Origin of the sequence: Trichormus sp. NMC-1, from assembly GCF_001858025.1 — a bacterium.
Taxonomy (GTDB): domain Bacteria; phylum Cyanobacteriota; class Cyanobacteriia; order Cyanobacteriales; family Nostocaceae; genus Anabaena.
Map to the genome: position 1 here is coordinate 242,451 of NZ_LZQD01000005.1, position 15,062 is coordinate 257,512.

Genomic DNA, 15,062 nt, shown 5'->3' on the forward strand with positions numbered 1-15,062 from the left:
CGGGTTTCAAACCACGCACATTCAATTCTCGGAGATGTCTATTGGTGATAACCTAGAGCCATGCCATGTCTGCGGTGTTCTCGTAGCGATCGCTTTGGTACAATACTCTCATCCGTTACTTTAGAAGTCGCAGACAACAGTAGGTGAGGGAATTGACTTTTTCAGAGATGTCTTTTGTCCTGGTGTCACATACTCAATTGCGAGATTGAGATATTTTATTTTTACACAAACTTTTTTATCCCCATCGCCAGCTATGACACTCAATTTATATTTACTGCGACATGGCGAAACTACTTTTAGTCAAAGTGGTAACTTCTGCGGTAAAACTGATGCAGAATTGACCTCTGAAGGAATGCAGATGGCAGAGAGTTTTGCCGATGTTTATCAAAAATTGAATTGGTCAGCGGTTTATGTTAGTCCAATGAAGCGCACAGTTGCAACCGCCAAGCCATTTTGTGATGCTACTGGTATAGAGATGCAGGTGCGGGAAGGATTAAGAGAAGGTAGTTACGGACAATGGGAAACCAAGAGTAAATCGTTTGTTCAAGAAAATTACCCAGAAAACTATGTGAACTGGTTAACAGAACCCGCTTGGAATGCGCCCATTGGTGGAGAAACTGCGGTAGATATTGCTAACCGTTCTATGCCTGTAATTGCGGAAATTCAAGAAAAATATCCCCAAGGTAACGTTTTAGTAGTTTCCCATAAAGCCACGATTCGGATTCTGCTTTGCAGTTTACTGGGAATTGATTTGGGACGCTACCGCTATCGGGTGAATATTTTGGTCGCATCGGTAAGTATGGTTAAATTTGATGTTAATGGTCCCTTGTTAGAAGTATTAGGCGATCGTCATCATATACCTGATCATATTCGCTCTCGTCCAGGAACATGATAGACATCTCCAGAAAACCCTGACTTATAGCAGAATTCAGAATTCAGGAGTCAGGAGTCAGGAGTCAGAAGAGGGTGATCAAGAAAAGTAGAACAGAACTCATCACAGCTAACGCCTAACTCGTACAATAGAAGATAGATTGTTGAGAATTGTATAGTTAGGGATTATAGCTGTCATGGCTCCCGCCGTTTTAATTGAAAATCTACAAAAACGCTACGGTACTGTTGAAGCCGTCAAAGATGTCTCCTTTCAGGTACAACCTGGAGAAATCTTTGGTTTACTCGGACCCAACGGTGCAGGTAAAACTACTACTCTCCGGGCTTTGTGTACGCTGACAACCCCTGATGCTGGCAAAATCGAAGTTTCGGGAATTTCGGCGTTAGATCACCCCAAATTAGCCAGGCAAAAGCTGGGTTATGTGGCTCAGGAAGTGGCTTTAGATAAGGTGTTGACGGGTAAGGAGTTGCTGCAATTGCAAGCGGCACTTTATCATCTTCCTCGTGCAGTGATTAAACAGCGGATTAACACTGTATTGGATTTACTGGGTTTACAAGAATACGCAGATAAAAAAACCGGAACCTATTCTGGTGGTTTACGCAAACGCCTAGATTTGGCTGCTGGTTTACTCCATTCTCCAGATGTGTTAGTTTTGGATGAACCAACGGTAGGGCTTGACATTGAAAGCCGTTTTGTGGTATGGGAATTTCTGCGAAAGTTACGCGCTGCGGGAACTACGGTTGTGATTACCAGCCATTATTTAGAAGAAGTTGATGCTTTAGCTGATAGGGTAGCAATCATAGATCGCGGTCTAGTTATTGCTAATGGTACACCTTCGCAGTTAAAAGACCAAGTTGGGGGCGATCGCATTACCCTGCGTATCCGCGAATTTTCACCCAGCGACGAAGCAGACATTGCTAAAAATCTACTAGAAGCTTTACCTTTTGTCCAAGAAATCATCATCAATAACGCTCAAGGTAACTCCTTGAATTTGGTAGTCACTCCCCAAAATGACGCTTTAATTACTATTCAGCAAGCCTTAAATAATGTCGGTTTACCGATTTTTGGTATTGCTCAATCTCGTCCTAGTTTAGATGATGTTTACCTGGCTGCAACTGGAAAAACTTTGATGGATGCCGAATTAGCTGCTGTGGCTAATCGTGATCCTAAAGCGGAGAAAAAGCAAAATATGAGATAGGGTAATTGGGAATTAGGAATTGAGATCCAAGAAGAATATTTCTGTTTCTCCTAATTCCTAAATTCTCACAATTTTAGGGAAATCAATTTCCCAACCTAGCCAATAATTCCTCACGAGAAATATTCGACAAATTGAGTAGTAACTCAGTTCTTTCTGTTAAAGAAAGCTCCATAATCGGAGTAACCATAGCAGATAATTCCTCATCTAAAGCGCCAAAACGACCTGTTAGTAAACTCACTACTATTAAACGCTGTCCGTCTAAACTACCTTCCTGTCTACCTTCTTGCAGTCCTTCTTGTCGCCATTCTTCACGTTGTTTAAGATACGCTGGTGATAAGTTCATAATCAACTCCCTCTCTTCATCATTTACATTATCTTTCACCTCTATATTTTTGCGCTGAATTATTGGGAACAAACCAAACATCTATTTCCCGAACTTCGCTTTTAACATCTTTGCTGGTTTCTACATTACCTAAAGAAGTCAATAATTCCTCTAGATATTCTTTTGCAAATTGATCATGTGGTTGTCGAGTCATAAAATTTGAACTGTTGATTACTCTATAAGTGAGTTTATGGAAACACGAAAAATCCTCATTTATCTGGTGTATTGATTTGTGAACAGTCTCTCAATGATTTTTTGTTATAATAAGGTGTTAAGAATTATAAATATTCTTTGCTAATTAAAAATTACAAAAATATTTATAATCTTTACTGGTTAATTTTATCACTCTGTATAACTAAATGACAAAATTGCTATGAAGACTGATATCAATTGGCAACAACTAACCCCACCTACGGTAGTTACAGATACTACTCCCAGTTTCTTTAGTGAATTAGTCCAAGAAACACTGGCTTTAACTCGTCGTCTATTTATCCAATTACAACGCCGTCCTTCTAGTCTGGTAGCGGGAATTATTCAACCGGTGATGTGGTTGGTGTTGTTTGGTGCATTATTCCAAAATGCCCCTAAAGGTTTATTTGGAAGTACGACAAATTACGGACAATTTCTGTCCGCAGGTGTAATAGTATTTACGGCTTTTGCTGGGGCTTTGAATGCCGGTTTACCTGTAATGTTTGACAGAGAATTTGGCTTTTTAAATCGGTTGCTGGTTGCACCTTTAGCTTCTCGGTTCTCAATTGTGTTTGCTTCTGCCATTTTCATTATTAGCCAAAGTTTACTGCAAGCGGCTGTAATTGTGGCAGCTGCGGCGTTTCTAGGGGCTGGTTTACCTGATGCAGCGGGATTAAGTGCGATCGCTCTCATTGTCCTGCTGCTGGCTTTGGGTGTCACCGCTATTTCCCTCGGTTTGGCTTTTGCTTTACCGGGACACATCGAACTAATCGCGGTAATTTTTGTCACAAACCTGCCTTTACTCTTTGCCAGCACAGCTTTAGCACCTTTATCCTTTATGCCCGGTTGGTTGCAGGTTATCGCAACCCTAAATCCTCTCAGCTATGCTATTGAACCCATTCGCTATTTGTATCTACATAGCACTTGGGGATTAAATGATGTCGTCATGCACGCCTTTTGGGGTGATGTTACCTTTGGGGGAGCATTGCTAGTCTTGTTGGGATTTGCTGTAGTGGCTTTACTCACCATTCAACCCCAACTACGCAAGACACTTGCTTAAGATAGAAGCATAATCAAGTTGGCAAAATGTGAGGGGAAATTTCATGAAAAGACCATTTTTACCAGTTCACAAAATCTTGGTTGCGACCTTCGCCGGCATTAGCTTTGCGTCTCTGCTAGTAGCACCACCCAGTTTAGCTGATCCTAATCAACCCTTTGGTGGTTTGGACAGCGAACGCAATACCAATTCACTTTCCGGTAATGGCTCAGGGTTCGATATGCTGGATATGATTCATAGAGCAAACTTTGGGACTAACAACTGGAATCCTGAGCAACAGAATCAGCAATTGGATGACGCAGCCGCAGCATTTAAAGCCAGACAAGACAAACTGATGCAAACTCCGCAGCAGCCAACCTCAATTTCACCAGATGTAGTTGGTGAAAATACACCATCTTTGATTATCCTACCCTCTAAATGAAAACTTAAAACCTCAACCCCTAACCCGGATTTGGGTAGGAGTTGAGGTTACAAAAAAAGGGAACAGGGAACAGGGAACAGATAAGAAACACTCATTTGCTGAGTTTAAAGCTCAGTCAAAAAACAGTGTCATTATTTTATTTCAATCTCATGTCTTTAAACATGAGTTTTTTCTGTGAAGAGTTGCCCGTTAAGAGTTCCCTCTGAAACAATTTTGGATTTTAGATTTTAGATTTGTTTTCCCATTGAAAATTTAAACTCTAAAATCCACCAGTCAGGGTGACGAACTACAAGCCCAATGCTGCTAAAACATCACTAGCATGGGTAGTGGTATTAACAGCACTGTCAACATGGACGATTTTACCATTGGGGTCAATGACGAAAGTGACGCGCTTGGCATAACCACCACCATCTACATCAAAAGCTGTGATCAGGGCTTTGTCGGTATCAACCAATAAAGGGAAATTCAAATTGTATTTAGTGGTGAATGCTTGATGGGCAGCTTGATCATCAGCACTTACTCCCAACACCACAACATTTTTACCTTGATATTCAGATTGGGCATCCCGGAAACTACAGGCTTGCTTGGTGCAGCCCGGTGTATCATCTTTGGGGTAGAAATATACAACTACCGTCTTACCAGCAAAATCAGATAATGAGACTGTGTTGCCGTTTGTATCTTTAGCGGTAAATGCAGGCGCATCTGTACCAACTGTTAGTGGCATAATTAACCTTTCCTGTTTCAGATTGTTGATGCACCTGAAATTTTACAATGATTTACAATATTTAAATAAATTTGAGAAAAAATAGCATAACTTACAAATAATATCCTTTTGCTCATTCTCACCACTTCCTTAACTCCTAAATCATGACCGCTGTTGATTCCCCAAACACCAAACCCTTTGTCTATTCGCGGACTACCCTGGAAAGAGCCGAGCGATCGCTCATTTGTTCCCCGTTCAAGCTCAGTTTATTTATCACGATGCGTAACCAAAGCGTTTCCGTCAGTGCGATCGCGATGGAAAATGGTTATAAACTAGGCTACACCAAACGTCCTTTATCAGAATTGTCCTGTGATAACGCCTTTGATTGGCTAATCGAAGTGGGAGTATTGCGGCGAGAAGTCGATGGACAGGGAATTACAGACGGTTTTCGCCTAACTCCCCTAGGTCATCAGTTGGTAGAAAAATTCCCAGAAAAAGATTGGCGTAGTCCCTCATTGAGCGATCGCTTATACAATGCCATAACTCGTTGGTTTCGACTACCCTTTTAGATGAAAAATTAACAAGTTAAGATAAGCAAGCCAAAGTGAAAACTAGGGTGGGAAATCTACCAGGGTGGATTTTGCCTGTATAGCCGCGTAGTGCTAAAGCGTGCGCGTTATGGAAGCATCTTGATAATTGCCAAGTGCAGTAAGCTGTATTTCTGCCGAATTGCACTTTTTCTTTAAGCCTGAAATTGCTTTAAGTAGGTGGACGGGGAAAAACAGAAATATGTAACGAAAAGTAAAATTGGCTCAAAACCTGTTCCCTGTTCCCTGTTCCCTTGTCATAACGACAATTTTTAACGCCAACCTACTTACTAAATCTAAAAAACATTACATTAATAGTCACACTATGAAATCAATTATGGTAGTGGGAACAACATCCCACGCGGGTAAATCACTGATTACTACAGCCATTTGTCGCATTCTCTCCCGGCGTGGTTGGCGAGTAGCTCCCTTTAAAGGTCAGAATATGGCTTTAAATGCTTATGTTACTGCCAGTGGTGGAGAAATAGGCTACGCCCAGGCGGTGCAAGCTTGGGCTGCGGGAGTCGTTCCCTTAGTGGAAATGAACCCAATTTTACTGAAACCGCAAGGGGATATGACCTCTCAAGTTATCCTTAAAGGTAGAGCCGTAGGTACTGTTAGTGCTACAGATTATTACGAGCAATATTTTGAACTAGGTTGGCGCACTATTGAAGAATGCTTACAACATTTAAAAACAGAATGTGACTTGTTGGTTTGTGAAGGTGCAGGTAGTCCAGCAGAAATTAATCTGAAGCACCGCGACTTAACCAATATGCGGGTGGCAAAATATTTAAATGCACCAACTCTGTTAGTAGTAGATATTGACCGAGGCGGCGCTTTCGCTCACGTAGTTGGAACCCTAGAGTTACTAGAACCGGACGAACGCGCTTTAATTAAAGGGGTAGTCATTAATAAATTCCGGGGACAGCGTTCAATTCTCCAACCGGGAATTAAATGGTTAGAAGAACGAACGGGTATTCCGGTTGTCGGTGTCATCCCTTACTTAGAACAAGTATTTCCAGCGGAAGACTCCCTAGACTTGCTAGAACGCAAACCCCATAAAGTCCAAGCTGAATTAAATATTACTGTCATCCGCTTACCAAAAATTGCCAATTTTACCGACTTTGATGCACTGGAATCAGAACCAACAGTTTCAGTAAAATACGTGAGTCCAAAGCAAGATTTGGGACATCCTGATGCCGTAATTATTCCCGGAACAAAGACCACAATTGCTGATTTAATCGTGCTGCAAAAAAGTGGCATGGCGGAAGCAATTCAAAATTATGCAGCTTCTGGGGGAACAGTTTTAGGCATCTGTGGTGGCTTCCAAATGCTGGGTCAAATCATAGCAGATCCAGAGGGATCTGAGGGGCAAGCGGGTAGATTTCAGGGGTTAAATCTATTACCAATCAAAACAGTGATTACTGGACAAAAAATCGCCCGTCAGCGCCAAGTTAGTTCCAATTATCCGCAGATGGGCTTACCTGTGAATGGATTTGAAATCCACCAAGGGCGATCGCGCTTAGAAACCCAAGATGATAAACAATCCTGTCAACCGCTATTTGATGATGCTAATTTAGGCTTAGTAGATAGTTGCCAATCTGTTTGGGGTACTTATCTACACGGGCTTTTTGATAATGGCCCTTGGCGACGTGCTTGGATTAACCGTCTCCGTCAACAACGAGGTTTAAAATCTTTGCCCACTGGTGTTGCTAATTACAGAGAACAGCGAGAACAGATGTTGGACTCTTTAGCTACCCAAATAGAAAATCACTTAAACTTAAATCCCTTTTTGTCTTAAATAATGGGTAATTTGTAATTTGTAATTATTACCCAATGACCAATGACCAATGACCAATGACCAATGACCAATGACCAATGACCAATGACCAATGACCAATGACCAATGACCAATGACCAATGACCAATGACCAATGACCAATGACCAATGACCAATGACCAATGACCAATGACCAATGACCAATGACCAATGACCAATGACCAATGACCAATGACCAATGACCAATGACCAATGACCAATGACCAATGACCAATGACCAATGACCAATGACCAATGACCAATGACCAATGACCAATGACCAATGACCAATGACCAATGACCAATGACCAATGACCAATGACCAATGACCAATGACCAATGACCAATGACCAATGACCAATGACCAATGACCAATGACCAATGACCAATGACCAATGACCAATGACCAATGACCAATGACCAATGACCAATGACTATTAGCATCCGCTTTCTACCAGATGATGTCACCGTTAATGCTGAAGTAGGAGAATCCCTGTTAGATGTCGCAGATCGGGCAGGGGTATCAATTCCTACTGGTTGTCTGATGGGGTCTTGTCATGCTTGCACCGTGGAACTAGATGATGGAGAAGTCATTCGTGCTTGCATTACCCCAGTTCCACCAGGAAAGGACGAATTGACCATTAATTTGTTTAGCGATCCGACGTGGTAAATAATTAGTTATCAGGAATACGCAATCGGGGTACAGCAATGCTGTGTCCCAGCTTAAATTTTAATTACCAATATAGTATCTTCAATGTAGATACTAAAAAAATTGAGTTTAGCTTTTCGTTAAACCAGGTAGAACCATAGTATTTAAAAAGAACGTTAACAACTCGATTTCTTAAAGTTATTTCAAACACAGATAATAATGGATATAAAGCTTCAGAAAGTTGTAAATTTAGTTTATACAATTCCAAGGCTTTTAATTTGTCGTAATTAGTAGCTTTTAAATAAGTTGAAAAGCGTGGTCTAGAGAAAACATTACATAGATTATCATATACGCTAATATTGTCAACCATACTAATATTACATTCAATATTTATACAAAAATATACACATTTTCTGGATAAAAATATACTTAAGATAAATAAAATTTAGTTTGTCAATTTATTCTTGACACTTGACAAATTTTGAAATAAGGGTTATTATAAGTTTTGTGAGCCTTGGGTACTCCTTGGAGCATAAAACTAGATCAGTCTTGTAAGCAAATTTAATAGGCTGAATCATGGTTTAGAGTTCCCGACCCCAAGGAAAAATGTTTTTCTAATAAAAAACGAAGGTGCTAACTAAAAACTAGCACCTTTGTTTTTGCGATTAAGCAAGTTATCAGGCAATCTCACTGAAGAATTTACGAAATAGCAGTTTTTTGGGCTTATTAAATAGTATCTTTACGCATTATTACAGTATCTTATTTTTACTCTTGTTAAGCGTGGTCAAACTATTGAATGATGTGACAATTTTTAAATTCAAAGCATATTCCTTAAACCTCTCCAAATCCGCTTAAAAGGCAGCATAGGGATAAAATAACCCAACATTGATGATTTGTTGGGTTTTATTACAGTAAGCTTAATTTGCTTTCACATTCAAAGCGTATTCTTTAAACCGTTCTAAATCCGCTTGAATGGTGGACTCCACCACCTTTCCCAAAAACAAATTATCCATGAGTTTACCAAGCAAGCCAGGAATAGCATAGGAAACCGTCATTTTGACAACGCTGCTAGTATGACGATCATAAAAGCGAATTGCACCCTGATTCGGTAAACCATCAACAGATTCCCATTGAATAATTTGCTTAGGAACCATTTTGAGAATGCGAGATTTCCAGGTAAAATCCCAACCACCTGTACTCAATTTCCAAAGAGATATTTCAGGATCATCTGGCAAAATTTTCACCGAATCAATCCATTTCATCCACTTAGGCATTTGTTCCAAATCAGACCAGAGGCTCCATACTAATTCTATAGGAACCTCAACTTCCACCTGCACACTATGCTCTAACCATTCAGCCATTAGATTTTAGATTTTAGATTTTAGATTGATTGGTAATTGGGGATTGGTAATGGGTAATTAAATCATTATTCCCTATTCCCTATTCCCTCTTAACTGTCACCTATTTCTTCACATTTTCCAGAATCACCTTAGCCGCACGTCGTCCAGAAATAGTTGCACCTTCCATACTGTCAATGTAATCTTGCTGGGTATAACTACCTGTCAAGAAGAAATTAGGTATAGGTGTTTTTTGGTCAGGACGGTACGCATCCATTCCTGGTGCTTCCCTGTACAAAGACTGAGCCAGTTTTACCACACTGTACCAAGTCATGTTTAAATCTCTGGAAGAGGGGAACAGTTCATGGACTTGTTTAAGGACGTGTTGTGCGATCGCTTCATTACTCTGTTTAATAAAAGGATCTCCCGGTGTCAATACCAGTTGCAACAACGAACCCTCCCCAGGACGATAATAATCTGCTGGGCTAGTCAAAGCCAAATCAGCAAAACACGAAAAATCAGCATCTGCGGTATATAACAAATTATCTATTCCCACCGCATGATTTAGCTGTTTCCGCTTTTGGTCATCTTCCAGTTCCGTCACCCAACCATCAAACCGTAGCTGCACTGTAGCGACTGGAACAGCATCAAGTTTATAAATATTGTCAAATTCTGACCACTTGCGCCATGCTTGGGGTAAAACCCGCTGAATTCCGGGGACATCACAAGCACAGACATAAGCATCAGCAGTGATCACTTCTTCTGTATCGCCTTGAGCAACTAATATACCAGTAACGCGGGTTTCTTCCCCCCCAGGAACATTAGATTCAGCAAACTGAATTTCCCGGACTTGGCGACGGGTATAGATTTTTGTGCCTCTGGCTTCTAAATATTCAACAATTGGTTTGTGTAAATATTCGTGAGGTGAACCTTCCAGCATCCGCAGAATTGAAGCTTCAGTTCTGACAGCAAAAAACTGGAAAATTGTCAACATACAACGGGCAGAAATATTATCGCAATCGATAAAACCCAGGGCGTAAGCGATAGGGTTCCATAGGCGTTTGATGCTGCCTTTACTGCCTCCATGACTATAAAACCAGTCGGAAAAGCTGATTTTATCTAACTTGCGGATAGTTTTCATCGCTCCGTCAAAGTCTACCAAACCTTGAACAATGGGACTAGTTCCCAGAGCGATCGCATTTTGAAATTTATCCTGTAGTGAAAGTTGGGAAGTGGTGAAAAATGCCTTTAACCCATTAAAAGGCGCACCAGTGATAAAACGGAAATCTAAAGCCCCAGTGAGTCCACCTTTATTGATAAAAGTATGACTATGTTCTTTGAGGCGTAAGTTTTCCCCTGCTCCCACCTTCTGCATCAACTCAAACAGATTGTAGTAGCAGCCAAAAAATACGTGCAACCCCATTTCAATATGGTTGCCATCACCATCTACCCAACTGCCAACTTTGCCGCCCACAAATGGACGAGATTCAAAAATTTCGACTTCACAACCTGCATCAGCTAAATCTACTGCGGTTGCCAGCCCAGCTAGTCCCGCACCTACAATTGCAACGCGCATTCCCTCGTTCCTTTATGGCTTACGCCATGCGGCGCTATCAGTTTCTTTACAAATTGTAACTGTGTTAGTGTCGGAATTTGCTACTTGCTTGGGAATTGGGAATTGGGAATTGGGAATTGGGAATTGGGAATTGGTGATTGGGTATGAAATTTTGGATGTGGGATTTTGGATTGTATTTAATTAAGTCCAATCTCAAATCTAAAATTTATAGCAACGGACAGGGCGGTTAGGACACCAACTGATTATAAAACCTAGACACCAAAAGACTTTTCAGACTGTCACCTGTCACCTGTTCCCTGTCACCTGCTATATTTCCCCATCCCCCACCTCCTTTAGCCTTTCTCCTTAGCCTCTTCAGAGAGGAGTAAACCTCTAATGAGTTCTCTAATTACATCAGTAGCGGGTCTACCAGTCTGTTGACAATATTTTTCTAATTTTTCCGCTTCCTGTGTTGCTAGGTTAACAGTTATACGTTTAACGGCCCATTTTTTATTTGTCATGCAATTTGCTGTATATTAATACTGTGAAACTAATTTTTTGGTTGCAAAAGTAAAAAATGATAGTATCAGACTTTGCCTCAGAGAAATAGCAATGTCATTAATATCATGCTGATTTTTCATCTTTCAAAGTATAAATAATTTTGCTAAGTGGGCATAAATATTTTTGCCGTTAGAAAAGGCTGGAGTAGAAACAATGCGGTCTGAGAAAGCCACTGACTCCATGTAGCTTGCTTCCCCATAACAGTGCGACTGGTGAACCAGTATCGTTAAAGCGTGCTTATTATTAACGATAAAGACGCTCCGGGTTGGTGCAGCCACGCCTTTGACGATACAGAGAAACTACGAAGACAGAGCAAAATCCTGTAGGCAAGGGCAGTTTTGCTAGAAACAGGAGAGAAGAGGGTTTTAAACTCATCAAAAGTTATTTACATAGTGATCTTTAGTTATGCCTTTCCACTTAATTATTGTCTCTCTTTACAAAAAAGAATGCAGTGAACGCAGTTTAATTTTATTGTAAAAGCCATAGATAAACACCCTGGCAATAAAATTGGGATAAAAATGTTTATCTGTGGTAATTACATAGCTGATTATTCAAGTTTTAGTTGGGGCATAAGTTGGAGAGTACCGAGTCCTAACTCTTGGGGAGAGAGCGATCGCGCCTCAAATAGAGCCATCATGTCTTTTAACTGCGGATTACCGCGAGAAGCCCCTGTAAGTCCTTTAGCAATGATTAAGGCGCAATAGCCTTGAGTATTTTGACAGCGCTGATTCCATTTTTTCCGAGCTTCGACATGGACGGGATCGTTATCTAAAAATTCCCCAAACAAGAACAACTCACCATTCTCTGTTTGTAACAAACCCAAGTCATAGCGATAGTGTTCGGGTTGCGTCTGAAAAGGCATAACTGCTGTGTAAGAATCTCCATCAAAGGGATCAACTCCTGGATTAAAGCAAATAGCTTTCAGTCCCCCAGCCGCTTCAATCTTTTCAATCACAATTTTCGCCTTAGGACGGGAAGTTTGAACTAAAATCACCGGTAATCCATCACCCACTTGATTGATTTTCTCGACTGGATGGTAATTTACCTCCTTGCGTAAAGAATCTAACATCTCCCAAGCAATCACCCCTAAACTGAGGAAAGAGTCTTCTGGGATCAAGTCATCCCGTAAGGAATGCAAGGCTGTGTAGTCGTCATCTTCATCTGGGATTTCAAAGCCAGCCATTTTCTCTAATTCTGCTGCCAATTTAGGCATAGTAGAGACAGTTACAGACACTGATTTAGCTTCTTGATCAAGATTGGGTAAAGAAATGCGATAACGTCGGCTGAGAGTGGGAAAATCATCTTCGTACAATTGACGACGGTAATCGCGCATAAAGCGAATTAAACTTTCGAGAGCGACAAAAACAATCAGGGCTTCTTCCTCATACAAAACTGATCGTAATCCTTCCAAGGGGTGAATATTCCCGAAAGTAGGTTCAATTTCCGAGATTGGTAAATCGCCTAAATCTTCATCTTCATCTTCATCTTGTTCAAAGGTGAGAAAAAAGCAATCCTGCTTGAGGAAAGCTTCTTCTAAACCCTGAGTTGATTCTTCATCCCTTAAAACATCAGCACGAAATCGCTTGAGAGAATCTTCTGAACGATAAAACAAAATTCCATACTCCATTCCCAGCATTCCCATGACTGAGGTATAGAGTGTACCCACATCCCACTTGTTGATTTCTATTGATAAAATTTGCTGTTCTTCCAGAAATTCCCAAGGAGCCGCTTCCCATATTGCAAAAGCCTTATCTTGGAGGATTTCTGCATATTGTGGGGGTAAATCGGGAATTTGACTATCGATAATATCCGCAAAAGAGCGAAACAGTTCATCAATCAAAGGTAATTCTGGTGAGTAGTCAATGGCAATATCCAAATCTTGCAATACCCCGCGCAGGTAAAATTGAATTTCCCGGTCTCGCACCACAATTCTTTGGGGTCTGGCGGGTTTAGCTGGACTTTGTGGATGCTCAATGGCTCGCATTAAGGTACGAACAATTGCTTCTGGCCCCAGTTCTGGGGATACCACATCCATACCTCTAACAATACCTTGGGAGCCATCCACCCAGAGAATACATTCTCCCTTCGACTCCGAGTCTCTGGGTTGAGTTTGTGATGATGACAATGGACGACGATCGCCCTCCCATACAGAAGGAATTTGGGTTAATTTCTTCAACCGACGACTGGTAGAGCGATTAAAACTTGTCATAGAGTAAGTTAATCAAAAAAAAGCTATTTAGAAGTAAACTGTGGGGAATGACAAAGATTCGGATCATATTTTCCCTGCTGTATTTAAAGAATGGTTGCTGCTCTGATGGCTCCAAGGCTGGCAAAAGAAAAATACCCTATCTCTAAATACACCGAATCTCTCAATTCTAGAATAAAAATCCGGCTTCTCTGTTGACAAAGTGTTTACTTTTTTAGCATCTAGAGACATCAATGCAGCTAGAATAGAACAAAACTAGAAAGAGCAACCCCAAGGCTATTACAAGCCTGTGCCGGGTAATGATGAGATTAAATCAGGAGTTGAAACAGCACATGACACAAGCGACTCAAGCTAAACAACGCGGCATTCTGTTGAGCGAATCAGCATTACACCAGGTAAAATCTCTTCAAGGTAAGCATGAACAAGATTTATGTTTACGGGTAGGAGTCCGTCAAGGTGGTTGCTCCGGGATGTCTTACATGATGGATTTTGAGGACAGTAGTAAGATCACCCCTCAGGATGAAGTTTTTGATTATGATGGCTTCAAAATTGTCTGTGATCCTAAGAGCCTGCTATACCTATACGGTTTGATGCTCGATTATAGTGATGCCATGATCGGTGGTGGGTTTCAATTCACTAACCCTAACGCCTCCCAAACCTGCGGTTGCGGCAAGTCATTTGGTGTGTAATATAGTCAATTGTTAGTGGTCAGTCGTCAGTTGTGAATAACTAGTGACTAATGACCAATAACCAATGACCAATAACCAATGACCAATGACTACAACAATTGAAGAACTGTTTGACACAGGTTTAGAACGTTATAAAGCCGGGGAATCGGTAGAATCGCTCATTCCGGTATTTAAAGAAGTGTGCGATCGCTCTCCTAAAACTAGTTCGGCTTGGATTTGTCTGGCTTGGTTATATCTACTCGATAACAAAGCCAACTTAGCTTACAAAGCTGCAAATAAAGCAGTCAAGTTAAATCCACAAGACCCACAGGCCAGGATTAATCTGGCCTTAGCTATGCTGGAAACAGGTCAAAAAGGTTTGCGCGAACACATCGACTTTGCACAACAGTTGATTTTTGTCAACCAAGAATGGGAAGATGAAATTAAAAGTAGCATTGCCGATGGTTTAAGCAGAAAACCAGATTGGAAGAGTTTAGAAAAAGTCCAAAAATGGCTATTTGAAAAATAATTTGTAATTTTTCAGTCGTAATAGTTCCTCAGTCCCGTTAGGGATAAGTAATTCGTAATTCATTAGTAATTACGAATTATGATTACTAATTCTAGAAGCATATAAGTAGGAGTCAGGAGTCAGGAGTCAGGAGTCAGGAGAGATTGGCTACTGGCAGCATTTTATGGTCAACAACAGTTATCCAAAGAAGTCTTACACACTCACAGTCGTGAAGCAGTCCGCGTTATCCAACGTATTGATTCTGTACCTCATTGATCTGCAATCTCCTATATAAGTAGCCATCATGAACTGCGTACACCAGGACACATGAAA

General features: G+C 40.9%; 15 protein-coding genes and 1 pseudogene. 9 read left to right on the top strand and 7 right to left on the bottom strand.

Annotation, left to right across the window (positions count from 1 at the left end; genetic code table 11):
• Nucleotides 1-253: 253 nt before the first annotated feature.
• Nucleotides 254-892, top strand: coding sequence for a histidine phosphatase family protein (locus tag A9Y75_RS17385; protein WP_071190791.1), 639 nt, complete (start codon nucleotides 254-256; stop codon nucleotides 890-892).
• Nucleotides 893-1,067: 175 nt separating this feature from the next.
• Nucleotides 1,068-2,087, top strand: coding sequence for an ABC transporter ATP-binding protein (locus A9Y75_RS17390; protein ID WP_071190792.1), 1,020 nt, complete (start codon nucleotides 1,068-1,070; stop codon nucleotides 2,085-2,087).
• Nucleotides 2,088-2,169: 82 nt separating this feature from the next.
• Here the strand turns inward: A9Y75_RS17390 and A9Y75_RS17395 are convergent.
• Nucleotides 2,170-2,623: pseudogene (locus A9Y75_RS17395) on the bottom strand (hypothetical protein).
• Between the two features lie 219 nt (nucleotides 2,624-2,842).
• Here A9Y75_RS17395 and A9Y75_RS17400 point away from each other — a divergent pair.
• On the top strand, nucleotides 2,843-3,718 hold the full coding sequence (locus A9Y75_RS17400; protein WP_071190794.1) for an ABC transporter permease: 876 nt from the start codon (nucleotides 2,843-2,845) through the stop codon (nucleotides 3,716-3,718).
• A gap of 43 nt (nucleotides 3,719-3,761) precedes the next feature.
• Nucleotides 3,762-4,136 carry a hypothetical protein gene (locus tag A9Y75_RS17405; protein WP_071190795.1) on the top strand — a complete coding sequence of 125 codons (375 nt, stop codon included), beginning with the start codon at nucleotides 3,762-3,764 and terminating at the stop codon, nucleotides 4,134-4,136.
• Between the two features lie 286 nt (nucleotides 4,137-4,422).
• Here A9Y75_RS17405 and A9Y75_RS17410 read toward each other — a convergent pair whose 3' ends face one another.
• A complete protein-coding gene (locus A9Y75_RS17410) occupies nucleotides 4,423-4,860 on the bottom strand; it encodes a peroxiredoxin (RefSeq protein ID WP_071190796.1) in 438 nt (145 codons plus the stop codon).
• Between the two features lie 143 nt (nucleotides 4,861-5,003).
• Between A9Y75_RS17410 and A9Y75_RS17415 the strand changes: the two genes are divergently transcribed.
• Nucleotides 5,004-5,408 (top strand): Npun_F0494 family protein, encoded by a 405-nt coding sequence (locus A9Y75_RS17415; RefSeq protein WP_071190797.1) that lies wholly within the window; start codon nucleotides 5,004-5,006, stop codon nucleotides 5,406-5,408.
• A 343-nt stretch (nucleotides 5,409-5,751) separates the two neighbouring features.
• Nucleotides 5,752-7,227, top strand: a complete 1,476-nt coding sequence (cobQ, locus tag A9Y75_RS17420) for a cobyric acid synthase CobQ (protein WP_071190798.1) — start codon at nucleotides 5,752-5,754, stop codon at nucleotides 7,225-7,227.
• Here the strand turns inward: cobQ and A9Y75_RS17425 are convergent.
• On the bottom strand, nucleotides 7,207-7,662 hold the full coding sequence (locus A9Y75_RS17425) for a hypothetical protein (RefSeq protein ID WP_236721444.1): 456 nt from the start codon (nucleotides 7,660-7,662) through the stop codon (nucleotides 7,207-7,209). The genes cobQ and A9Y75_RS17425 overlap by 21 nt on opposite strands.
• 13 nt (nucleotides 7,663-7,675) lie before the next feature.
• Between A9Y75_RS17425 and A9Y75_RS17430 the strand changes: the two genes are divergently transcribed.
• Complete coding sequence (locus A9Y75_RS17430) at nucleotides 7,676-7,915, top strand: 2Fe-2S iron-sulfur cluster-binding protein (protein WP_071190799.1); 240 nt, start codon at nucleotides 7,676-7,678, stop codon at nucleotides 7,913-7,915.
• Nucleotides 7,916-8,811: 896 nt separating this feature from the next.
• Here the strand turns inward: A9Y75_RS17430 and A9Y75_RS17435 are convergent.
• From A9Y75_RS17435 to A9Y75_RS17450, 4 genes are all read right to left on the bottom strand, one after another.
• On the bottom strand, nucleotides 8,812-9,255 hold the full coding sequence (locus A9Y75_RS17435) for an SRPBCC family protein (protein WP_071190800.1): 444 nt from the start codon (nucleotides 9,253-9,255) through the stop codon (nucleotides 8,812-8,814).
• Between the two features lie 100 nt (nucleotides 9,256-9,355).
• Nucleotides 9,356-10,807: a 9,9'-di-cis-zeta-carotene desaturase gene (gene zds / locus A9Y75_RS17440; RefSeq protein WP_071190801.1), complete on the bottom strand. Its 1,452-nt coding sequence runs from the start codon at nucleotides 10,805-10,807 to the stop codon at nucleotides 9,356-9,358.
• A gap of 332 nt (nucleotides 10,808-11,139) precedes the next feature.
• Complete coding sequence (locus A9Y75_RS17445) at nucleotides 11,140-11,307, bottom strand: CopG family transcriptional regulator (protein WP_071190802.1); 168 nt, start codon at nucleotides 11,305-11,307, stop codon at nucleotides 11,140-11,142.
• A 587-nt stretch (nucleotides 11,308-11,894) separates the two neighbouring features.
• Nucleotides 11,895-13,556, bottom strand: a complete 1,662-nt coding sequence (locus tag A9Y75_RS17450; RefSeq protein WP_071190803.1) for a hypothetical protein — start codon at nucleotides 13,554-13,556, stop codon at nucleotides 11,895-11,897.
• A gap of 329 nt (nucleotides 13,557-13,885) precedes the next feature.
• On the opposite strand from A9Y75_RS17450, the gene A9Y75_RS17455 reads away from it, so the two are divergent.
• Both A9Y75_RS17455 and A9Y75_RS17460 read left to right on the top strand, forming a co-directional pair.
• On the top strand, nucleotides 13,886-14,242 hold the full coding sequence (locus tag A9Y75_RS17455; RefSeq protein ID WP_071190953.1) for an iron-sulfur cluster assembly accessory protein: 357 nt from the start codon (nucleotides 13,886-13,888) through the stop codon (nucleotides 14,240-14,242).
• A gap of 85 nt (nucleotides 14,243-14,327) precedes the next feature.
• Nucleotides 14,328-14,750: a hypothetical protein gene (locus tag A9Y75_RS17460; protein ID WP_071190804.1), complete on the top strand. Its 423-nt coding sequence runs from the start codon at nucleotides 14,328-14,330 to the stop codon at nucleotides 14,748-14,750.
• Nucleotides 14,751-15,062: the final 312 nt, after the last annotated feature.